At 70.6% G+C, this 20,938-nt stretch carries 22 protein-coding genes and 1 pseudogene; 6 read left to right on the forward strand and 17 right to left on the reverse strand.

Annotation, left to right across the window (positions count from 1 at the left end):
- Nucleotides 1-2: 2 nt before the first annotated feature.
- The 3 genes from ABB07_RS09610 to ABB07_RS09620 all read right to left on the reverse strand — a co-directional run bounded on the left by ABB07_RS09610 (nucleotide 3) and on the right by ABB07_RS09620 (nucleotide 2,635).
- A complete protein-coding gene (locus tag ABB07_RS09610) occupies nucleotides 3-299 on the reverse strand; it encodes a DUF4193 domain-containing protein (protein WP_003997302.1) in 297 nt (98 codons plus the stop codon).
- Between the two features lie 428 nt (nucleotides 300-727).
- The gene (locus ABB07_RS09615) at nucleotides 728-1,975 is read right to left on the reverse strand and encodes a sensor histidine kinase (RefSeq protein WP_208898316.1); all 1,248 of its coding nucleotides are present in this window, start codon (nucleotides 1,973-1,975) and stop codon (nucleotides 728-730) included.
- A gap of 6 nt (nucleotides 1,976-1,981) precedes the next feature.
- Complete coding sequence (locus ABB07_RS09620) at nucleotides 1,982-2,635, reverse strand: response regulator transcription factor (RefSeq protein WP_031165802.1); 654 nt, start codon at nucleotides 2,633-2,635, stop codon at nucleotides 1,982-1,984.
- A gap of 418 nt (nucleotides 2,636-3,053) precedes the next feature.
- Between ABB07_RS09620 and ABB07_RS09625 the strand changes: the two genes are divergently transcribed.
- A complete protein-coding gene (locus ABB07_RS09625) occupies nucleotides 3,054-3,227 on the forward strand; it encodes a hypothetical protein (protein ID WP_167528465.1) in 174 nt (57 codons plus the stop codon).
- 77 nt (nucleotides 3,228-3,304) lie between these two features.
- Here ABB07_RS09625 and ABB07_RS09630 read toward each other — a convergent pair whose 3' ends face one another.
- Together ABB07_RS09630 and ABB07_RS09635 are read right to left on the reverse strand one after the other, a co-directional pair.
- The gene (locus ABB07_RS09630) at nucleotides 3,305-4,120 is read right to left on the reverse strand and encodes an inositol monophosphatase family protein (RefSeq protein ID WP_208898317.1); all 816 of its coding nucleotides are present in this window, start codon (nucleotides 4,118-4,120) and stop codon (nucleotides 3,305-3,307) included.
- 8 nt (nucleotides 4,121-4,128) lie between these two features.
- Entirely contained in the window at nucleotides 4,129-5,256 is a 1,128-nt protein-coding gene (locus ABB07_RS09635) for a ferrochelatase (protein ID WP_208898318.1), read from the reverse strand.
- A 194-nt stretch (nucleotides 5,257-5,450) separates the two neighbouring features.
- Between ABB07_RS09635 and ABB07_RS09640 the strand changes: the two genes are divergently transcribed.
- The 4 genes from ABB07_RS09640 (at nucleotide 5,451) to sepH (ending at nucleotide 10,159) form a co-directional block, all read left to right on the forward strand.
- Complete coding sequence (locus ABB07_RS09640) at nucleotides 5,451-6,689, forward strand: MFS transporter (RefSeq protein ID WP_208898319.1); 1,239 nt, start codon at nucleotides 5,451-5,453, stop codon at nucleotides 6,687-6,689.
- The gene (locus ABB07_RS09645) at nucleotides 6,649-7,968 is read left to right on the forward strand and encodes a D-arabinono-1,4-lactone oxidase (RefSeq protein ID WP_208898320.1); all 1,320 of its coding nucleotides are present in this window, start codon (nucleotides 6,649-6,651) and stop codon (nucleotides 7,966-7,968) included. Before ABB07_RS09640 ends, ABB07_RS09645 begins: the two co-directional genes overlap by 41 nt.
- Before the next feature lie 143 nt (nucleotides 7,969-8,111).
- Nucleotides 8,112-8,354, forward strand: a complete 243-nt coding sequence (locus tag ABB07_RS41740) for a hypothetical protein (RefSeq protein ID WP_208898321.1) — start codon at nucleotides 8,112-8,114, stop codon at nucleotides 8,352-8,354.
- 764 nt (nucleotides 8,355-9,118) lie between these two features.
- The gene (gene sepH / locus ABB07_RS09655; RefSeq protein ID WP_208898322.1) at nucleotides 9,119-10,159 is read left to right on the forward strand and encodes a septation protein SepH; all 1,041 of its coding nucleotides are present in this window, start codon (nucleotides 9,119-9,121) and stop codon (nucleotides 10,157-10,159) included.
- 79 nt (nucleotides 10,160-10,238) lie between these two features.
- Here sepH and ABB07_RS09660 read toward each other — a convergent pair whose 3' ends face one another.
- On the reverse strand, nucleotides 10,239-11,090 hold the full coding sequence (locus ABB07_RS09660) for a sulfurtransferase (protein WP_208898323.1): 852 nt from the start codon (nucleotides 11,088-11,090) through the stop codon (nucleotides 10,239-10,241).
- Nucleotides 11,091-11,409: 319 nt separating this feature from the next.
- Between ABB07_RS09660 and ABB07_RS09665 the strand changes: the two genes are divergently transcribed.
- On the forward strand, nucleotides 11,410-12,201 hold the full coding sequence (locus ABB07_RS09665; RefSeq protein WP_208898324.1) for a VOC family protein: 792 nt from the start codon (nucleotides 11,410-11,412) through the stop codon (nucleotides 12,199-12,201).
- A 183-nt stretch (nucleotides 12,202-12,384) separates the two neighbouring features.
- On the opposite strand, the pseudogene ABB07_RS40710 reads toward ABB07_RS09665, so the two are convergent.
- From ABB07_RS40710 to ABB07_RS09715, 11 genes and pseudogenes are all read right to left on the reverse strand, one after another.
- Nucleotides 12,385-12,501, reverse strand: a pseudogene (locus ABB07_RS40710) (thymidine kinase); the annotation flags it as partial.
- A 172-nt stretch (nucleotides 12,502-12,673) separates the two neighbouring features.
- On the reverse strand, nucleotides 12,674-13,564 hold the full coding sequence (locus ABB07_RS09670; RefSeq protein ID WP_244189304.1) for an acyl-ACP desaturase: 891 nt from the start codon (nucleotides 13,562-13,564) through the stop codon (nucleotides 12,674-12,676).
- An 11-nt stretch (nucleotides 13,565-13,575) separates the two neighbouring features.
- Nucleotides 13,576-14,427, reverse strand: coding sequence for an SAM-dependent methyltransferase (locus ABB07_RS09675; protein ID WP_208898325.1), 852 nt, complete (start codon nucleotides 14,425-14,427; stop codon nucleotides 13,576-13,578).
- A 6-nt stretch (nucleotides 14,428-14,433) separates the two neighbouring features.
- Nucleotides 14,434-14,697 carry an acyl carrier protein gene (locus ABB07_RS09680; RefSeq protein WP_208898326.1) on the reverse strand — a complete coding sequence of 88 codons (264 nt, stop codon included), beginning with the start codon at nucleotides 14,695-14,697 and terminating at the stop codon, nucleotides 14,434-14,436.
- 67 nt (nucleotides 14,698-14,764) lie between these two features.
- Nucleotides 14,765-15,310, reverse strand: a complete 546-nt coding sequence (locus ABB07_RS09685; RefSeq protein WP_208898327.1) for a PaaI family thioesterase — start codon at nucleotides 15,308-15,310, stop codon at nucleotides 14,765-14,767.
- On the reverse strand, nucleotides 15,307-16,098 hold the full coding sequence (locus ABB07_RS09690; protein ID WP_208898328.1) for a ferritin-like domain-containing protein: 792 nt from the start codon (nucleotides 16,096-16,098) through the stop codon (nucleotides 15,307-15,309). Before ABB07_RS09690 ends, ABB07_RS09685 begins: the two co-directional genes overlap by 4 nt.
- Before the next feature lie 47 nt (nucleotides 16,099-16,145).
- On the reverse strand, nucleotides 16,146-17,840 hold the full coding sequence (locus ABB07_RS09695; RefSeq protein WP_208898329.1) for an AMP-binding protein: 1,695 nt from the start codon (nucleotides 17,838-17,840) through the stop codon (nucleotides 16,146-16,148).
- A complete protein-coding gene (locus ABB07_RS09700) occupies nucleotides 17,747-18,640 on the reverse strand; it encodes a 4'-phosphopantetheinyl transferase family protein (RefSeq protein ID WP_208898330.1) in 894 nt (297 codons plus the stop codon). Before ABB07_RS09700 ends, ABB07_RS09695 begins: the two co-directional genes overlap by 94 nt.
- 129 nt (nucleotides 18,641-18,769) lie before the next feature.
- The gene (locus ABB07_RS09705; RefSeq protein ID WP_208898331.1) at nucleotides 18,770-20,020 is read right to left on the reverse strand and encodes a cytochrome P450; all 1,251 of its coding nucleotides are present in this window, start codon (nucleotides 20,018-20,020) and stop codon (nucleotides 18,770-18,772) included.
- A gap of 3 nt (nucleotides 20,021-20,023) precedes the next feature.
- Complete coding sequence (locus tag ABB07_RS09710) at nucleotides 20,024-20,458, reverse strand: hotdog family protein (RefSeq protein WP_208898332.1); 435 nt, start codon at nucleotides 20,456-20,458, stop codon at nucleotides 20,024-20,026.
- Between the two features lie 50 nt (nucleotides 20,459-20,508).
- Nucleotides 20,509-20,898 carry a hotdog family protein gene (locus tag ABB07_RS09715; RefSeq protein ID WP_208898333.1) on the reverse strand — a complete coding sequence of 130 codons (390 nt, stop codon included), beginning with the start codon at nucleotides 20,896-20,898 and terminating at the stop codon, nucleotides 20,509-20,511.
- Nucleotides 20,899-20,938 lie beyond the last annotated feature (40 nt).

Here is a 20,938-nt window from a genome sequence, read left to right on the forward strand (position 1 = left end):
CCTCAGTCGCAGTCGCGGCAGATCGGCTGGCCGTTCTTCTCGCGGGCCAGCTGGCTGCGGTGATGCACCAGGAAGCAGCTCATGCAGGTGAACTCGTCCTGCTGCTTGGGCAGCACCCGGACGGCCAGCTCCTCGTTCGAGAGGTCGGCGCCGGGCAGCTCGAGACCCTCGGCGGCCTCGAACTCGTCGACGTCCACCGAAGAGGTGGACTTGTCGTTCCGCCGGGCCTTCAGCTCTTCAAGGCTGTCCGAGTCGACGTCGTCGTCGGTCTTGCGTGGAGTGTCGTAATCGGTTGCCATATCGCTCTCCCCCTCTGGGTGTCTGCGGTGTCTCCAGCGCACGTAACGCGTGAGAGGCCGGACTTGTGCCCGACCTGAGGCGGAGATTTTGCCTCACATCAAGGTCTGTTACTCAATCGACACCCAATCCGATCCCTCAAGAGTGATCGGCTTGGATGGCGGTGAGGACCGTACACGGTTCGAATGTCACACCTCAAAGGCGCCTCACCGTGTACTTCCCGTGATCAAGTGCCCTGAAAACCAGGACTTTCCCGGCTTTCCGCCATGTTTCATGATCACGCAGAGTACATGGCTGAAAATCCGCCCATGTGATCGATCACACAGGAGCAAGCTCATTCGGCGGCTGAAAAATTCCGCGTCAAGCGAACACGCTCCGCGTGTGTCGGACGGGTGCCCCGGACCGCCCGGTCGGGCGGCCCGGTCAGGGATCACAGCGGCAGGGTGACCCGCATCACCAGGCCGCCGCCCTCGCGTGGCTGCGCCACGATGTGGCCGCCGTGCGCGCGGGCCACGGACCGGACGATGGACAGGCCGAGGCCCACCCCCTTGTCGCTGCCCGTGCGCTCCGTACGGAGCCGTCTGAAGGGCTCGAAGAGGTTGTCGATCTCGTACGCCGGCACCACCGGCCCGGTGTTCGTGACCGTCAGCACCGCCTGCCCGTGCTGGACCTCGGTATTCACCTCGACCCAGCCGTCCTCGGGAACGTTGTACCGGACCGCGTTCTGCACCAGGTTCAGGGCGACCCGCTCCAGCAGCACGCCGTTGCCCTGCACCACCGCCGGCTTGCGCTCGCCGCGGATCTTCACGCCCTTGGCCTCGGCCTCGGCGTGCACCTGGTCGATGGCCTGGGTGGCGACCTCGGCCAGGTCGACGGGCTTGCGTTCGACGATCTGGTTGTCGCTGCGGGCGAGCAGCAGCAGGCCCTCGACCAGCTGCTCGCTGCGCTCGTTGGTGGCCAGCAGCGTCTTGCCCAGCTGTTGCAGCTCCACTGGTGCGTTCGGGTCCGACAGATGCACCTCCAGCAGCGTTCTGTTGATCGCGAGCGGGGTGCGCAGCTCGTGGGAGGCGTTGCCGACGAAGCGCTGCTGGGCGGTGAAGGCCCGCTGCAGCCGCTCCAGCATGTCGTCGAAGGTGTCCGCCAGCTCCTTCAGCTCGTCGTCCGGGCCGTCCAGCTCGATCCGGCGGGACAGGTCGGAACCGGCCACCTGGCGGGCGGTGCGGGTGATCCGGCCGAGCGGCGACAGCACCCGGCCGGCCATCGCGTAACCGAACGCGAACGCGATCACGGCGAGGCCCAGAAGGGCCAGCAGCGAGCGGCTGAGCAGGTCGTCCAGGGCCGCCTGGCGCTGGTGGTCCACGCACTGGGCGATCGCGTCGTTGAACTCCGACAGCGGCAGGCTGGTGGTGTTGATCGCGGGGCAGTTGTCGCTGGAGACCCGGATCGACGTACCACTGACGATCTTGAACAGCGGCTGGTTGCCGGTGCTGATCGCCTGGGCGGCCAGCAGGTAGATGATCGACAGCAGCAGGATGCCGGCGATCAGGAACATGCCGCCGTACAGCAGCGTGAGCCTTATGCGGATGGTCGGGCGGAGCCACGGGAAGGGGGGCTGCGGCCTTCTGGGGTCCCAGGTGGGCTTGGGTGGCGCCTGGGGCGGCGCGGGGGTGGCGGCCATGGCGGATCAGATCCGGTAGCCGGAGCCGGGCACGGTGACGATCACCGGCGGCTCGCCCAGCTTGCGCCGCAGGGTCATCACGGTCACCCGCACGACGTTGGTGAACGGGTCGGTGTTCTCGTCCCAGGCCTTCTCCAGCAGCTGCTCGGCCGAGACCACCGCGCCCTCGCTGCGCATGAGCACCTCCAGCACCGCGAACTCCTTGGGCGCGAGCTGGATCTCCTTGCCGTCGCGGAAGACCTCGCGGCGGTTCGGGTCCAGCTTGATGCCGGCGCGCTCCAGGACCGGCGGCAGGGGAACGCTCGTACGACGGCCGAGGGCGCGCACGCGTGCGATCAGCTCGCTGAACGCGAACGGCTTGGGCAGATAGTCGTCGGCGCCGATCTCCAGGCCCTCGACACGGTCGCTGACGTCACCGGACGCCGTGAGCATGAGCACGCGCGTGGGCATGCCCAGCTCGACGATCTTGCGGCAGACGTCGTCGCCGTGCACCAGCGGGAGGTCGCGGTCGAGGACGACCACGTCGTAGTCGTTGACGCCGATGCGCTCCAGGGCGGCCGCACCGTCGTACACGACGTCGACGGCCATGGCCTCCCGGCGCAGTCCGGTGGCCACCGCATCGGCGAGCAGCTGCTCGTCCTCGACGACGAGTACGCGCACGTCGCTTGTCCTTCCTCAAGGTCCACCCGCGTCGCGCGCCGTGGGCACGTGCGGGCAGGGGTGTTCGTGGGGTGTGACCTCCATCCTGCCCTTTTCGGCCGTAAGTCGGCTGTAAGGCGGGTTGCGGACCGCACAGATCGGGGCCCGGGGGCAGGAATACGAGATTTTCTCCTCCGGTTGAGGTTTCCGGGTGAGGGAGCGGGGGGAGGACGGCTTTACACCCCGCGATCACGCTCTGCATGTGCCGCAGCACCATGCGGTACTCCGCGATCCGCTTTTTGCAGAGTGGGCGCGGGTGTCCGGCACCGTCGCCGCCCAGCAGGGCAGCGCTGGGCACCCGCGAGAGACGTGATCGCCCCTTTCCCAACAGGCACACCCCCGTGCCACCGACCCACGACCCAGGACGAGGGGGCGCAGCATGGACGCTTTCACCGCAGGACTTCTGCAGCGCATAAGGGCGACCGAGTCCGACCTGTCGCGGGCTCGTGACGAGGGCGACGACTTCCTCGTCGAGGTGGAGCAGGCAGAGCTCGACGACCTGCGACGCCTCGCCGCCGACCACGGTGTGGAGGTCGGCGCGTCACGCGTCTGATCGGCCCGAAAGCGCAAGAGGGGACCCCGGCGAATCCAGCGCCGGGGTCCCTTTGCGTGTGCGGGTGCTGATCGCTGTCAGTCGTGCCAGGCCCCGAAGTCCTCCAGCAGGCCCTGCAGCGGCTCGAAGACCCCCGGCGAGCCGGCGACGGTGAGGTCCCGCGACGGACGCTCCCCCGGCCGCCCGCCGACCAGGGCGCCGGCCTCCCGGGCGATCAGGTCACCCGCGGCGACGTCCCACGCGTTGAGCCCCCGCTCGTAGTACCCGTCGAGCCGGCCCGAGGCCACGTCGCACAGGTCGACCGCGGCCGAGCCGCTGCGCCGGATGTCCCGCAGCAGCGGGATCAGCCGGGCGGCCACCTCGGCCTGGTGGGTGCGGACCTCGGCGACGTAGTTGAAGCCGGTGGAGACCAGCGCCTGGTCGAGTGGGGGCGCGGGGCGGCAGGCGAGCGCCCGCTCGCCCTCCCATGCGCCGGTGGCCCACGCGCCGCCGCCGCGTACCGCGTGGTACGTCTCGCCGCGCATCGGAGCGGCGACGACCCCGACGACGGTCTCGCCGTCCTGCTCGGCCGCGATGGACACCGCCCAGGTCGGCAGGCCGTACAGGTAGTTCACCGTGCCGTCGAGCGGGTCGATCACCCAGCGCACGCCGCTGGACCCCTCGACGGAGGCGCCCTCCTCGCCGAGGAAGCCGTCATCGGGCCGCCGGCCGGAGATCAGATCGGTGATCAGCTTCTCCGCCGCGATGTCCATCTCGGTGACGACGTCGATCGGGCTGGACTTGGTCCTCGCCACGGCCAGGTCGGCCGGACGCCCGTCCCGCAGCAGCTCACCGGCGTGGCGGGCGGCCTCCTGGGCCAGTTCCAGCAGTTCCCGGTGCAGGGGGTCGGTCACGGGTCTCCTCACGCGTAGGGGCTGTCGGCACCGGCGGCGGCCGGGTGGGGCGCGCGGGCGGGGCAGCAGCCGACCGGGCAGAGGTGGTGGCTCGCGCCGAGCGCGCCCAGGGCGCACGGGGTGACCTCCTGGCCGCGCTCCACGGCGGCGCGCTCCAGGATGAGGTCGCGGACGGCGGCGGCGAACCGGGGGTCGGCGCCCACGGTGGCCGAGCGGCGCACCGGCAGGCCCAGCTCCTCGGCCTTGGCCTTGGCCTCGGTGTCGAGGTCGTACAGGACCTCCATGTGGTCCGAGACGAACCCGATGGGCGCCATGACCACGGCCGGGACGCCCGCCGCGTGCCGCTCCTCGAGGTGGTCGCAGATGTCCGGCTCCAGCCACGGGATGTGCGGGGCTCCGGAGCGGGACTGGTAGACGAGCCGCCAGGGGTGGTCGACGCCGGTGCGCTCGCGGACCGCGTCGGCGATCAGCTGGGCCACGTCCAGATGCTGCTCGACGTAGGCGCCGCCCTCGCCGTGGGCCTCGGCGGGGCCGGAGGTGTCGGCGGCGGAGGCCGGGATGGAGTGGGTGGTGAAGGCGATGTGGGCGCCCGCGCGGACGTCCTCGGGGAGGTCTTCGAGGGAGCGCAGCACCCCGTCGATCATGGGCTCGACGAAGCCGGGGTGGTTGAAGTAGTGCCGCAGCTTGTCGATCTTCGGCAGCCGAAGGCCCTCCGCCTCCAGCGTGGCCAGCGCGTCGGCGAGGTTCTCGCGGTACTGCCGGCAGCCCGAGTAGGAGGCGTAGGCGCTGGTGGCGAGCACGAGGATACGACGGCGGCCGTCGGCGGCCAGCTCGCGCAGCGTGTCCGTCAGATACGGCGCCCAGTTGCGGTTGCCCCAGTAGACCGGCAGGTCCAGGCCGTGCTCGGCGAAGTCCTTGCGCAGGGCGTCCAGCAGGGCACGGTTCTGGTCGTTGATGGGGCTGACCCCGCCGAACAGGAAGTAGTGCTGCCCGACTTCCTTCAGGCGTTCCTTCGGGATGCCGCGCCCGCGCGTGACGTTCTCCAGGAACGGGACCACGTCGTCCGGGCCTTCGGGACCGCCGAAGGAGAGCAGGAGCAGGGCGTCGTAGGGGGTGGCATCGAGCGCGTCTGGCATGTCTCGATCCTGCCACCCGTGACTGACAGCCGGGCAACGGCGGGGTGACGAGTCGGGTTCCAGACGGTTCGTGGCGGTTTTCCCCCGAAATTCCCCCGAATTTTCCCCCGAACAAACGAGGTGCGATTAGGGTCCCCTAACTCGTAATCTGTATCAGCCGCATTCGCGCCTTACCGAGCCGCTTCGGAGACCCCGTGCCCAGCCCCTACAGAGCCCTGTTCACCGAACCCGGCACCAAGGCGTTCTCCGCCGCGGGACTCCTCGGCCGGATGCCGCTGTCGATGATGGGCATCGGTGTGGTCACGATGGTCTCCCAGCTGACCGGGCGGTACCGGCTCGCGGGCGCTCTGTCGGCCGCCATCGCGTTGTCCGCCGCGGTGATCGGGCCGCAGATATCCCGGCTGGTCGACCAGCACGGGCAGCGCCGGGTGCTGCGTCCCGCGACCCTGGTGGCCCTCACGGCGGCGGCCGGGCTGCTGATCGCCGCGCACCTGCGGTGGCCGGACTGGGTGCTGTTCGTGTGCGCCGCCGGGATCGGCTCGGTGCCCAGCCTGGGTGCGATGATCCGGGCCCGCTGGGCGGCGCTGTACCGGGGCACCGAGAAGCTGCACACCGCGTACTCGTTCGAGTCGGTCGTGGACGAGATCTGCTTCATCTTCGGCCCGATCATCTCCATCGGGCTGTCCACGGCCTGGTTCCCCGAGGCCGGACCGCTGCTCGCCGCCTGCTTCCTCGCCGCCGGCGTCTGCTGGCTCACCGCCCAGCGCGCCACCGAGCCGCGGCCGCACCCGCGCGAGAAGCACGGCGGTGGTACGGCCCTGCGCTCGGGCGGGCTCCAGGTCCTGGTGGCGACCTTCGTGGCGACCGGCGCGATCTTCGGGTCGGTGGACGTGGTCACCGTCGCCTTCGCCGACGAGCGGGGCCACAAGGGTGCCGCGAGCGTCGTCCTGGCGCTGTACGCGGCCGGTTCCTGTGTGGCGGGGGTGTTCTTCGGGCTGCTGCGGTTCACCGGGGTGCCGGAACGCCGCTGGCTGCTGGGCGTGGCGGCGATGGCCGTGAGTATGATCCCCCTCCTACTGGTCGGAAACCTGCCGCTTCTGGCCGTGGCGCTGTTCGTTGCGGGGCTGTCCATCGCACCGACGATGATCACGACGATGTCCCTCATCGAAGAGCACGTACCTCGCGCGCAGCTCACCGAGGGCATGACCTGGGTGAGCACCGGCCTCGCGGTCGGGGTCGCGCTCGGCTCGTCCGTGGCCGGCTGGGTGATCGACGCAGCCGGGGCGCGGGCCGGGTACGGGGTTCCGGCCATGTCCGGGGCCGTCGCGGTCGCGGTCGGTTTCCTCGGGTACCGCCGGCTGCGCAGGCCGGCCGCGGGTCGGGGAGGCACCGTTGAGCAGCACAGCGAGCGGGAAGAACGGCACCTGGCGTAACTGGGGCGGCAATGTGTCGGCCCGGCCCGCCCGGCAGGTCGCGCCGGCCTCGGTGGAGGAGCTGGCGGCGGCGGTGCGGCGGGCCGCCGAGGACGGCCTGAAGGTGAAGGCGGTCGGAACCGGGCACTCCTTCACGTCGATCGCGGCCACCGACGGTGTGTTGATCCGCCCTCAACTATTGACGGGAATCCGCACGATTGATCGCGAGGCCATGACGGTCACGGTCGCGGCCGGCACCCCGCTCAAGAGACTCAATGCCGCGCTGGCGCGCGAGGGTCTGTCGCTCACCAACATGGGCGACATCATGGAGCAGACCGTCTCCGGGGCCACCAGCACCGGCACGCACGGCACGGGCCGCGAGTCGGCCTCGATCGCCGCCCAGATCACCGGGCTCGAACTCGTCACGGCGGACGGCTCGGTGCTCACCTGCTCCGAGAAGGAGAACCCGGAGGTGTTCGCGGCCGCCCGAATAGGCCTCGGCGCCCTGGGCATCGTCACCGCGATCACCTTCGCCGTGGAGCCGCTGTTCCTGCTCACCGCGCGCGAGGAGCCGATGCCCCTCGACCGGGTCCTCGCCGAATTCGATCAACTCTGGGCGGAGAACGAGCACTTCGAGTTCTACTGGTTCCCGCACACCGGCAGCACCAACACCAAGCGGAACAACCGCAGCGCCGGTCCCGAGCAGCCCGTGGGGCAGCTGGCCGGCTGGTTCGAGGACGAGTTCCTCTCCAACGGCGTCTTCCAGGTGGCCCAGTGGGTCGGCCGCGCCGCCCCCGCCACCGTTCCCGCCATCGCCCGGATCTCCAGCAAGGCCCTGTCCGCACGGTCGTACACGGACATTCCATACAAGGTGTTCACCTCGCCGCGCCGGGTGCGTTTCGTGGAGATGGAGTACGCCGTCCCGCGCGCGGCCCTGGTGGAGACGCTGCGCGAGCTGAAGGCCATGGTCGACCGCTCGGGGCTGCGCGTCAGCTTCCCCGTCGAGGTGCGCACCGCCCCGGCCGACGACATCGCCCTGTCCACCGCCTCCGGCCGGGACAGCGCCTATGTCGCCGTACACATGTTCCGGGGCACGCCGTACCAGGCCTACTTCACCGCCGCCGAGCGGATCTTCACCGCGCACGAGGGCCGGCCGCACTGGGGCAAGGTGCACACCCGGGACGCCGAGTACTTCGCGCGCGTCTACCCGCGCTTCGCCGAGTTCACCGCACTGAGGGACCGTCTTGACCCGGAACGGCTGTTCCAGAACGACTACTTGCGAAGGGTTCTGGGGTCGTAGGCGCCTGGGTGGACCCACTGGGCGTGGGTGTCGGGGGCGGGCTCGGACCGCCGCCCGGCTCCCCGCTCGGTGCGTGACCGGGCTCCGGCGCCGCGCTGTGCGTCGTAGCGCCCCCGGCACCGGGTGCGTGCTCGCGGGACGGCGTGTCCGAAGGGACCGGTGTCGCGTCGGACCCGGCGGGCGCGTCGGACCCGGCGGGCGCCTCGGACGTCGAGGTGGACGAGCCCCGGCCGGTGACGGCGTCGCTGACCGTCGTACCCGTACCGCCGCTGAAGCTGTTGCCGGAGACGAGTTCGTACGTCGTGACGCCGGCCATGGTCACCCCGAAGACCATGGCGGCCGCGACCACGGGCCGCCGCCAGGTCTTCCTCACCCGGGCGCGGTAGACGGTGCCCTCGGTGAACTCTCCGGGAGCCGGTGACACTTGGTCCCGGGGACGGCCCGCGACCGTCGCCTCTCTCAGCTGCTCCCCGGTCCGCTTGAAGAAGTGCTGGAACAGCGTGCCCCCGCAGGTCGCGACGACACTGACGACTCCCGCGCCGAGGATCGTGCCGTACACCCCGAAGTACGAGGCCAGTTTGGCCGCCACGACGGCCGCGAGGGCGCCGCCCGCGACCTGGGGGACGCTCAGGTCGATCCGTTTGCGACCCGCATCGGGCGTTTCACGCATATCCGGAACTTTCCCGCCTTTCCCGCACCTGATCGACATGGGCTGACCGACTGCACGAGATAGGGACGTGGAGCGGGAACCATTAGTTCCGTTTCTGGGGATTGCGTGAAGTTCGCCACGTTCATGATCGGCAAAACGGGTTGCCGACGGCCAAGTCCGCACCCTTGCCAGAAGTTGGACGGCGCGCCCATCCACGCACATGGTCCAAATGGAGTACTGTTGCGAGCCCTGGGTCCGGTCTCCCACCAGGGTGTCCGCGGCCTTGAAGGACCGCCGGGAGGGGGCTAGTTGCACAGGGTGACAGATTTTGTCACTTAGCGTTGCGAATAGGTAACCGTGCCATAACGGCGGTCCAGGGCCCGTGCCCGACACGCCGGGCAACTCGGCAAGGTTGTGGCAGGCTGCACCCGGGCAGGCCACACTCGACTAGCGGAAGCAGCGACGCACGTGACGTCGGCAGGCACCACCCGGGAGGTCCCCATGCCCGAACTGCGTGTCGTGGCCGTCTCGAATGACGGCACACGGCTGGTGCTGAAGGCTGCCGACGCAACGGAGTACACCCTTCCGATCGACGAACGGCTGCGCGCCGCCGTGCGCGGCGACCGGCCGCGCCTCGGCCAGATCGAGATCGAGGTCGAGAGCCATCTCCGCCCCCGCGACATCCAGGCCCGGATACGTGCCGGTGCGACCGCGGAGGAGGTCGCCCAGCTCGCCGGCATCCCCGTCGACCGGGTCCGGCGCTTCGAGGGGCCCGTGCTGGCCGAGCGCGCCTTCATGGCCGAGCGCGCCCGCAAGACCCCGGTCCGCCGTCCCGGCGAGAACTCCGGGCCGCTGCTCGGCGAGGCCGTACAGGAGCGGCTGCTGCTGCGCGGCGCCGAGAAGGACACCGTGCAGTGGGACTCCTGGCGCCGCGACGACGGCACCTGGGAGGTGCTCCTCGTCTACCGGGTCGCGGGCGAACCGCACTCGGCGAGCTGGACGTACGACCCGCCCCGGCGGCTCGTCCAGGCCGTGGACGACGAGGCGCGCTCGCTGATCGGCGAGTCCGACGACCTCGCCGTGCCCGAGCCGAGCTTCCCGTTCGTCCCGCGCATCGCCCGTCTGCCGCGCGAGCGTTCGATGGACCGCGCCCTGGACCGGGCCGAGCGGGAGCGGCCGAGCCTGCCCGCGCAGCCGTCCGAGCCCGCCGAGGAGAGCACGGGCGAACGCGACTCGCTGACCAGCCTGCTGGAGGCGGTACCGAGCTTCCGGGGCGACCTGGTGGTCCCGGAGCGCCCGGCGGAGACGCCGGAGGAGCCCGCCGACGAACCGGCTGCGGAGGAGCCGCCGGCCCCCGCCGCCTCGGCCGGTTCGGCCTACGCGGACGTCCTCATGCCCCGCTCCGTCGGCAGCCACCGCGACCGGCTCATCGGCGCCACGGACCGGCAGGCCGAGGCCGACGGGGTCCGCCCCGGCCGCCGTGCCGCCGTGCCGAGCTGGGACGAGATCGTGTTCGGCACCCGGCGCAAGAAGCAGGAGTAACCGGCCGTACCGGAACGAAGAAGTGGGGGCACGCGTGCGTGCCCCCACTTCTCCCTGCCCGAAGGGCTTCCGTGATCCGCTACTGCGGATCCGCCCCCACGGCCACCGGGCGGGCCGGGTCCGAGGACCACTCGGACCACGAACCGACGTACAGGGCCGCCGGAATGCCGGCCACGGCGAGCGCGAGGACCTCGTGGGCGCCGGAGACGCCCGAGCCGCAGTACACGCCCACCTCGGTGTCCCCGGACACGCCGAGGGCCTTGAAGCGGTCCCGCAGCTCGTCCGCGGGCAGGAAGCGGCCGTCGGGGCCCACGTTCTCCGTCGTCGGCGCCGACACCGCGCCCGGGATGTGCCCGCCGACCCGGTCGATCGGCTCGACCTCGCCGCGGTACCGCTCCCCCGCGCGCGCGTCCAGCAGGACACCCGCGCGGGCCAGGGCAGCGGCGCCGTCCGCGTCCAGCAGGCCGGCGGCGGCCGGTTCCGGACGGAAGTCGCCCTCGGCCACGTCCGGCACCTCGGTGGACAGCTCGCCCCGCCAGGACGGCAATCCGCCGTCGAGGACCCGCACGTCCGGGTGACCCGTCCAGCGCAGCATCCACCACGCGCGCGCCGCCGCCCAGCCCTGCCCGCCGTCATACACGACGACCGGCCGGCCGGCCGACACGCCCGCATGGCGCATCGCGGCGCCGAACTCCGCGAGGTCCGGCAGCGGATGCCGGCCGTTCTCCCCGGGCTCCGCGGCCAGTTCCCGGTCCAGGTCGACGAAGACCGCGCCGGGGATGTGCCCGGCCGCGTACTCGGCCCGCCCGTCGAAGGCCGGCGCGCCCGCCGCCTTCGCCACGCTCAGCTGCCAGCGCACGTCGAGCAGTACCGGCGGGCGGTCTCCGGTCAGCTCGTGTGCGAGATCGGATGCGGTGATGATGGCTGTCATGGCGCCATGCATACGCCAGGGGTGGCCGCGGCGTCCAGGTCCGGCTACTCTGCTCGGCCGGACCGGCTCGATCACCGGGCGTACGGGACCGAGCACGTGCTGTACAGCCGGCGGACACCCGCCGGCCATCGTCAGGAAGCGGCGAAAGACGGCAGACCGGGCATCTTCCCGGAGGTGTCGCCGAGCGTCGGCGCGGTAAGTCCCGTCGCGGCGTGGAGGATGCGGGCACCGGCGCAGGCGTGCCCGCCGCCGGCGTGGACACCCCTTCGGGGAGCGGATGCGAAACGGCCACCGCGAGGGGCCGGGGAGAGAGTGATCGATGACCGAGGCACGGGAGCCGGCCGGCCCGCACGCGCGGCGTGCGCCCGGCACGCCCTGCTGGGTGAGCCTGATGGCGCACGGGCTGGCCGCCACCGAGGAGTTCTACGCTGAGCTGTTCGGCTGGGAGTTCCGGCCGGGCCCGCAGCAGCTCGGCCCGTATGTGCGGGCGCTGCTGGACGGGCACGAGGTGGCGGGCATGGGCCAGCTGCCGCCGGACCGCCGGTTGCCGATCGCCTGGACGCCGTACCTCGCCTCGGACGACGTGGACCAGACGGCCGACACGGTCCGGGAGTGCGGCGGCACCGTGGCGGTCGGGCCGCTGGACGCCGCCGAGGCCGGGCGGATCGCCATCGCCTCGGACCCCTCCGGGGCCGTGTTCGGCATCTGGCAGGGCGCCGCGCACCTCGGCACCGCGATCCACGGAGTGCCCGGCACGCCCGCGTGGAACGAGCTGGTGACCTTCGAGACCGAGAGCGTCTCCAAGTTCTACGCGACCGTGTTCGGTTACGAGCGCGAGCCGGTGCTCTCCGCCGACTTCGACTACGTGACGCTCCATCTGGCCGGCCGCCCGGTGGCCGGACTGCACGGCGTGGGCCATGGCCTGCCCCGCGATCGCGGACCGCACTGGCAGACGTACTTCGAGGTCGCCGACGCCGACGCGACGGTGCGGCAGGTGGGGGACCTCGGCGGCCGCGTCATCAGACAGCCGCACGACAGCCCGCACGGCCGGGTGGCGACGGTGGCGGACCCGGAGGGCGCGGAGTTCTCGGTGATCCAGAACCCACACTGAGCGCTCCGCGGGTTCAGCCGGGGTCGGGCAGCACCCGCGCGCCGGGACCGGGCAGTGCCCGCGGGGCAAGGTCGGGCAGCACCCGCGCGCCGGGACCGGGCAGCACCCGCGGAGCGAGGTCGGGCAGCGCCCGCGCGCCGGGACTGGGCAGTGCCCGAGCCGGGACCGGGCAGGCGAGCAGTGATCGGTGACCTCGACCGCGTCGGTGACCAGACCGCGCGGCGAGGACAGCTTGCCCTCGCCCGCGCGGTCGTTGCGGGTGGAGATCACGCCGACGAGGCCGCACGCGGAGCGGTTGTGCCGGTCACAGCGCGTACGGGGCCACTCGGACTCTCCACGGTCCGGCCGCGGCGCGGGAACGGGTGGCGTCACCCGCTCCGCGCCGGCCGGGAAACCGCTGCCGCACACGTTCGCCCGCGCGCTCGGACAGTCGCCGAGATCGCCCTGCCCACCGGCACGTACGACGGACAGCTCAGAGCCGAGGCCCCAGCTGGCCGCAAGCCGTGACAAACGAGACCAGTTCGTCCACCTTGTCCGACTTGGCGTCCACCGCGCGGTGGACGACCTTCACCAGGTGGTCATACGCCTCGGTGTGGTCGTACCGAGCCGTGTCGGCGATCTTCAGGGCCCAGCGCCAGTACCCGCGAATGGTGTCCGCGAGCGGCATCCGGAACTCGGCGATCACTTCGCGGATCGGGTCCACCACCGCGTCTCCGTAACGTTCCAGGTAGCGCCCGACCATGTCCGCGAAGAACGAGAAGTGCCGGGCCTCGTCCCTGCTGAGCCGGACCAGGATCTCCTTCAGGAGCGGATCGCCGACCACCTGGCGCAGATGCTGGTAGTAGATCTGGGTGGCCTTCTCCTGCACCAGCGGATAGACGAAGAACTGGACCGCCTGGGAGTAGGGCAGTTCGAAGCGCTTCTGTCCCTCGTCGGCCAGCGAGGTCCACAGATCCTGCTGCTCGGCGAGACCGGTGGCCAGCTGATAGCGGGCCAGTACGCGTGCGTGCGTGTCTTCCTCCTGCGCCCAGCGGACGGTGAAGTGGTACAGCTCCCGGTTGTGGATGAACGTCTCGCGGTCGACGCTGTCGTCCACCGGGAAGTTCTGCTCGTACAGCGCGAAGTAGCCGGGCAGATGGTCCTCGATGATGGTGACGAACTGCACCGCCGAACGCTCGCCCTCGGTCAGCCGGCCGGCGTCGGCCTGGGACCAGTCGAAGCTGAAGTCGGTGTCCCAGCGCTTCGCCGGGGGCGAGGTGCGCAGGAAAGCGCTGACCGCCGCGTCCACATCCGTGGCGGGCAGCAGCGGTCCGCCGGTCTGGGCATGCCTCCACCTTGCGGGTACGGCCTCCGTCTCCGTCAACGTGTCCTCCACTAACGGGATTTGGCAAGGGTCAGCGCGTAGTGCTTGGTGGTGTAACCCCACCCCGCGTTGGCCGTCTTCAGATAGCGGATCAGCTGCTCGGACAGGCCGGGCTCGATCTCGTCCAGGCGTGCCGCGTTGCGCTCCACGTTGGCGAGCCAGTCCTCGATCGTGCGCCAGTAGCCCTCGGTCAGGTCGTCCACGGCGACGACCGAGAACCCGGCGTTCTCCGCGCCCCTCACCAGGTCGGAGAGCGGACGCATGTCGCCCCAGCCGAAGATCGAGTCCCGTACGAACACGGAGTTCTCGCGCTCGGCGAACTCGGCGCGCTTGGCGTTGTTGCGGTAGCAGCTCTCTGACACGTACATCCGGCCGCCCCGCTTGAGCGCCGCCCAGGCCTTGCGGTAGACCGCGTCCAGGTCGGGCATGTGGACGATCGACCCGAGCATGGTGATCGCGTCGTAGGAGCGCGGTTCGAGCTCCAGTTCCTCGATCTGCCCTATGCGGGTGGTCACTTGGCCGGTCAGGCCCATCGCGGCGGCCTGCTCGGCGATGTAGGCGTGCTGGTTGGGCGCCGGGCTGATACCCGTCGTGGTCGCGCCGTACTCGGCCGCCATGAAGAGGATCAGTGAGCCCCAGCCGCAGCCGATGTCGAGCAGTCGGCCGCCCTGCCGGATGCCGAGCCGGTCGGCGACGTAGTGCAGCTTGTTCTGCTGGGCCTGGTCGAGGGTGTCCTCGTCGGTGCGGTAGATCCCGGCGCTGTATTTGCGGGTGCGGTCGAGGTACAGCTCGAAGACCCTGGGGTCCTGGTCGTAGTGCTGGTTGGTCTTCGGTTCGGCCGCTTCGACGTGGTCGACGGTCATCGGCGGTCAGCCCCGCTCGGCGATGAGGCCGGCGACGGCGTCGGCCACGTCGTTGATCGTCTTGAAGCCGAAGACCTGGTCGTCCTCCAGCTCGATGTCGTACGTCCGCTCGATCCGGGCAACAGACCGCAGCACCTTGACCGAGTCGGCGCCCTCTACCGAGGTGAGGTCGCGGTCGGGGGTCAACTCGGCTGCCGGGCGGCCGAATTCGGCGGCGACCAGGTCGGTCACGGTGCTGATGATGTCGTCCTTGGTGGGGGTCTGGGACATGTTCGTTCTCTCCTCGTACGGTGTCTTTACGGAAAAGCCTTGGTCAGCGGCCGGGAGTGCGCGGCGGTCAGTCGGCGCGCAGCGCGGACAGCGCCTCGTCCACGAGCCGGATCTCGTCGTCGGACATCGCCATCCGGGCCTTGGTCTGCTCCGGTGTCACCGGCTGATAGGAACCGGTGACGAAGACGACGGCCTGCCCGGCGGCGTCGGTGATCTGGGCGTGCGCCGTGTGCGGGCCCTGGTCGCCCGCCACCGCGTCGGTGCTCGCCGTGCAGCGGTACCTGGCGCCGATTCGAAGGGGTTCGATGTAGCGGGTGCGCATGCTGGTGGTGAAGACCGAGACGCCCAGGCGGAGCACCAGCAGATTGCCCATGATCTCGTCGCAGACCGTGGCGGACATCCCACCGTGCACCACGCCCGGGTAGGACTCGAAGGTGCGGTCGAACTCAAGGGGGCATTCGATGCCGCCGTCCGGCGTGTGCCGGAACTGAAGCCGCAGACCGTGCTCGTTGGCGGGTGAGCAGCCGAAGCACTGATAGTCCGGCAGGACCCGCCAGGGCAGCTCGACCGGCTCGCTGCCCCGCGAGCCCGCCTCCGTGGTGAGCGCGGTCACGCGGCGATCACCTCGGCCAGCGCGCGGCGCACCTTGCCGTTGCTCGACAGGTCCATGCCCACGATGGTGCCGAACACCTTGCGGATCTTTCCCTGGAGCTCCAGCAGCTCGTCGCCGTCGGCGATGCGCTCCAGGAACAGCTCGAAGGCGGTGTCGATGGTCTCGTGGTCCTCCAGCTCGGTCAGCTCGCTCTTGAAGATGCCCACGGGGTGCTTGATGCGCTTGTCCGAGGTGTAGACGTAGAGCGTCTCGAGGACCGAGGCCGTCTCCTCGGGGTGCCGGAGCAGCCGCTCCTTGCAGTAGTGGATGAACTCCCGGGCGTGCCCGGCCTCGTCCCGGCTGGCGTTCAGGAGCAGCGTGTTGAGCACCGGCTCGTCCACCGCGCTCGCCACCCGGCGGTAGATGTGGTTCACCGTCAGTTCCGAGATGATGTTGGTGGCCAGGGTCGCGGACGGAGTGATGCCCGGGTCGTACGGGGCCCGCATGGCCGCCACCGCCGCGCCGTCCACCTTCTCGCCGATGGCGTCGAGCCAGGCCTTGAACATGTAGTGGTGCTGGACCTCCTGGTTGCCCCAGACCACGGCGAAGGTCGAGAAGTCGTAGTCGTCGACGAACTCGTTGAGGAAGCCGTGCACGGCGGCGATGACGTTCGACTCGCCCATCACGGCGCTCTTGGCGATCGTCACGTACTCGGGCTTGACCTTGTCCTTGTCGACGGCGGAGAAGTCGATGTCGGTGAGCTTCCAGTGGTTGCGCTCGTACTGGGTGAAGACGTCGTAACTGTGCATCAGTTCATCCCCTGTTCGTGGCAGTGGGCTGTGGGAGTGAGCCGGCTTCAGCGGCCGTTCGCGAAGTCGCGTTTGGCCGCGAGCCGCTGGAGCTTTCCGCTGGTGGTGCGCGGCAACGTGTCCGGGGCCGCGAGCACGACGCGCAGGTCGTGCAGGCCCAGGGACTTGCGGACCAGGGTGCGCAGGTGGTCGGCCAGGGCGGTGTGCTCCGCCTCGGGGCGGTCGGTCTCCGCGACCAGGACCATGAACTCCCGGTCGCCGTGGCGCCCCCGGCCGTGCTCGTGCTCCTGGTGCTCGTGGTGTTCCTGGTGGACGAAGGCCACGCAGCGGCGGCGGTGCACGGCCTCGTCGGTCCGTACGGCGCTCTCCACGTCGTCCGGGTAGTAGTTCTCGCCGCGCAGAATGAGCATCTCCTTGGCGCGCCCGGTGATGTGCAGTTCGCCGTCGGCGAGATAGCCGAGGTCGCCGGTGCGCAGCCAGCCGTCGGCGGTGAACGGCTGGGTCAGGGTGCCCGTGTCGTCGACGTACCCCGCCGTGACGGACAGGCCGCGCAGCTGCACCTCGCCGACCGACCGGTCGTCGAGCACGACGCCGCTGTCGCTGTCCGGGTCGGCGATCCGGAGGTTCATCCCGAGCACCGGGCGGCCGACGCCGACCAGGCCGCGCGCGCCCGGTGCCGTCCGCTCGACCGGTACGGCGACGCCCCGCTCGGCGAGCGCCGCGCGGTCCACCCAGTCGAAGCGCGGACCGCGCCCGAGCGGCGGGAAGGTCACCGCGAGCGTCGCCTCTGCCAGGCCGTACACCGTCAGCATCACGCGCGGGTCGAAGCCGGCCGGGGCGAAGTGCCCGAAGAACGTCTCGAGCGAGTCCACGGCGATCGGTTCGGCGCCGTTGAACGCCACCCGCCAGCGGGACAGGTCGTACGACGCGGCCTCATCGGCCGGTACCGCCTCCACCAGGTAGTCGTAAGCGAAGTTGGGCATCGGGCTGATGGTGTAGCCGCCGTCGGCGAACTGCCGCAGCCAGCGCGCCGGGTCCTTGACGAAGGCCGAGGGCCGCCAGATGGTGCAGGCCACGCCGGTCAGGATGCCGGTGAGCGTGCCGAACAGGCCCATGTCGTGGAACAGCGGCAGCCAGTTGGCGTTCTTGTCGGCGGGCGTGAGCCTGATGCCCTCGCGGATCGCGCGCAGGGTGGCAAGGACGTTGGCGTGGGTCAGCCGGACGCCCTTGGGGTGCGAGGTGCTGCCCGAAGTGTACTGGAGGACGATCTCGCACTCGGCGGCCATGTCCGTTCCGCTCACCTCGTCCGCCTCCTCCCGCCCACCGTGGGCCAGGATCTCGGCCGCCCCGAGCACCCGGCGGCCCGGGAGCGCCTCCTCGATGAAGGGCAGCATCCTGGCGAGGCGGCTCGAGACCACCACGTCCTTGATCCCGGCGTCGTCGAGCACGCCGACCAGCCGGGCGGCGCCCTCGTTCGAGTGCATCGGCAACGGGCACACGCACGCGCCGAGGCGGCTGAGCGCGAAGAGAACCAGCAGGAAGTCCGGTTCGTTGGTGGACAGCGCGCCGACGCGGTCGCCTTGTCGTATGCCCAGTCCGTGCAGGTGCGCCGCGATCCGCCGGGACCGCGCGCTCAGCTCGGTCAGGCTCAGCGACACCTTGTCGGCCGGGAAGTCGACGGTGACCTCCCCGTGTTCGCTGGCGATCTTGTCGAGGGCGGTGTGCAGTGTCGGTCCGTCCATTGGCTTCCCCCGTTGATGTCGATGCCATTGATGTCGTCAATGACCAGTGGTCCTGCGTGTGTCGAGGCGCTGGGGCGCAGCTCCCAACGGCCGTCGGTGCCGGCGCGGTGCGGCGTCCACCAGGAGAGGCGAACGGCGGCGGGCACCGTCGCGGCCGTGACCGCCAGGTGACGGCCGCCCAGGTCCGCGACGCGCGTACGCAGTCCGGCCGGCCGGCCGCGCCAGGTGGCCTCGGCCCACTGCCGGCCGGGGTGGCCGGTGAAGTGGATCGTGGAGAGTCCGGCGCGCAGCCCGCGTCCGAGCGCCTTGGCCACGCTCTCCTTGGCCGCCCACAGGTGCCGGGCTCCGTCCGGTTCGCAGAGGAGCGCGCCATCGGCGTCGCCGCAGAAGCGGTGGGCGACCTCGCGCAGCGCGTCCTCGTGGGTGTCCTCGACGTCGATCCCGCTCGGGCCGGTGCCGAGCACCAGCGCGAGCAGCCCGCTGTCGTGGCTGACGCTGAAGTGCGGCCACCGCGTCGGCGGGCCGGCCAGCCGTGGGCGGCCGTCGGCGTCGGTGACGACGGGCACCCGGTGCGCCGGCCGGCCGGTGGCCCGGCTCAGGACGGCCCGGACCAGCAGCCGGGAGGCCTGTGCCTGGGTGCGTCTGCGGCCCCGGGCGTACCGGTCGCGCAGCGCCGCGCGCTCGGGCTCGGGCAGCTCCGGCGGGCCCTGTTCCGCCGCCGCGTACACGGCGGACAGATCCGCGAGGTGAAGGTGAAGGAACGTGGCATGGTGCGATTCGGCGCCCGTTGGTGGTGCCATGAAGTCCCCGTTGAAATCCCCGTTGGTGGTGCTATGAAGTCCCGGCCGGCGGAGCCGTGAAGCCCCCGCCGATGGAGCCATGAAGTCCCCGCCGGCGGACCGTGAAGTCCCCGCCGGCGGTGCCGTGAGCTATGCCGGTGCCTGACCGCCGGCCGTCGCGGGCAGCGTGGCGAGTCCCCGGAACTGCAGATTGTCGGCGCGCCAGCGGTACGGGCGGGCCTCGTCCAGTGCGAGTTCGGGTATCCGGCGGGTCAACTCCCTGAGGACGCAGGCCCCTTCCAGTCTCGCCAGGCCGGCCCCGATGCAGAAGTGCACGCCGGTGCCGAGCGCCACGTGCCCGGTCTCGGTGCGGGTCACGTCGAGCCGGTCCGGGTCGCTGAAGTGCGCCGGGTCGCGGTTGGCCGATCCCCTCACCAGGTAGACGAGTTGGCCTTCCTTGATGGCCGTACCGTGCAGCTCGATGTCGCGGGTGACCAGGCGGTGGGTGAGCTGCACCGGACCGTCCCAGCGCAGGATCTCCTCCACGGCGGCCGGGATGAGCTGCGGCTGGGACTTGATCAGCTCCCACTGGTCCCGTTGGGTCAGGAGCCCGCGCAGCCCGTTGCCCATCATGTCGACAGACGTCTCGTACGTGGCCACCAACAGCAGCAGCAGGTTCGAGCAGAGCTCCTCGTCGCCGAGCCGCTCGCCGTCCTCCTCGGCCTGCACCAGACGGGAGATCAGATCGTCCTTGGGGTCCTTCCTGCGCTCGGCGATCACCGCGCCCAGGTAGTCCATCATCTGCTGCAGCGACCGGACCGCCGGACCTTGGGTGCCGAGCAGGTCGGGGGCGCCGCCGAGGAAGAGCTTGATGGTGTCGCACCACTGGGTGATGAGCGAACCGTCGTCTTCGGGAAGGTCGTAGAGGGCGAGGAGCACACCGGCCGGCACCGCGTAGCTGAGGTCGGGGATCAGGTCGAAGCCGTCCGCCTTCTCCAGCATGGCGTCGACGAGCCGGGTCACGATCCCCGCCACGCGGGGTTCGAGCAGCCGCACGTCGCGCGGGCTGAAGCCTTGGTTCATCAGCTTGCGCACCCTGGTGTGCTGGGGCGGGTCGAGCATCCACATCCACTGCTCGGCGAGCGAGAGGAAGCGCTGCATCGCGGCGGAGGGGTTGGCACCGCCACGAGCGGCGAGCAGGTGGATGCGCCGGGACGAGAAGGTCTCGTGATCGCGTATCGCCGCGTTCACATCGTCGTAGCGGGTCAGCAGGAAGCCGTTGAGCTGGTCGTCCCAGTGCACCGGATCGTGTTCGCGCAGCAGCGCGTACGTGGGGTAGGGGTCGGCGAAGACCTCAGGCGTGAGCAGCTTCAGGCCGCTGACGTCGAATTCGGTGGGCACGAGTCAACTCACCTCGTGCGTCGGTATGTTCGCCAGACCGTCGGCCATCGTGCGGGGCAGTTCGGCGAGGCCGGTGCCGGTCAGCACGGGAGTGCCGGCGCCGTTGACCACACTTATCTCGCAGGTGAGCAAGGCGTGGTCCGCAGTCAACTCGACGGCCCCGGCGGCCACTTCCCGGGCATCGGCCTCAGTGGTGCGGACGGTCGCGGTGACGGTGTCGCCCGCGTAGACCGGGGCGAGGAAGGTGAGGGAGAGATCTCGCATGTGCACCCCGGGCTCGGCAAGCAGGGGAACCACGGAGAGGGTGAGCGCGCCCTGGGCCATCCGGCGGTCGCCGTGTCCACCCATGTGGTGCGCGCCCAGGTCGCCGGTGAGGCGGGCGCAGACGTCGATGTCTTCGGCGCGTAACGTGCGCGTGGTGGTGCGGGTGGTGCTCACGGAAGAACCATCCGTTCTCTTGAAACGCTCTACGCGGTAAGCGTTGCGGTTTACGCGCTGACGATGAGGCCCTTGCTGCGGCCGGTGATCACGACCTCGCCCCCGCACCGGATGCGTGCGTCGAAGGCGATCTTGGTCATCCCGGCGGTCGGCTCCAGGCGGGTGACCTCCAACTCGGCGACGATCTCCTCGTTTCGCCTGAGCGGCCGGATGGCTCGCCAATCCATGCGCTGCGAAAGGTAGTTGAGGTCACCGCCCAGCTTGGTCAGCGGGGCGACGGTCAGTACGTACGGCAGGTACTCGGGCAGCGATTCGGCGGGCGCGCCCGCCAACTCGTAGTAGTCGTACACCTCTTGGTCGGTGTACTGCTTGGCCCACGTCAGCACGGTGCCGACGGAGATGTCTCCGTGGACGGCGTTCTTGATGGCGATTGACGACAACGTCCCCTCCAGTACGGTACGGGAGACTGATGTGGCGAAA

Origin of the sequence: Streptomyces incarnatus (genome assembly GCF_001027185.1) — a bacterium.
Classification (GTDB): domain Bacteria; phylum Actinomycetota; class Actinomycetes; order Streptomycetales; family Streptomycetaceae; genus Streptomyces; species Streptomyces puniciscabiei.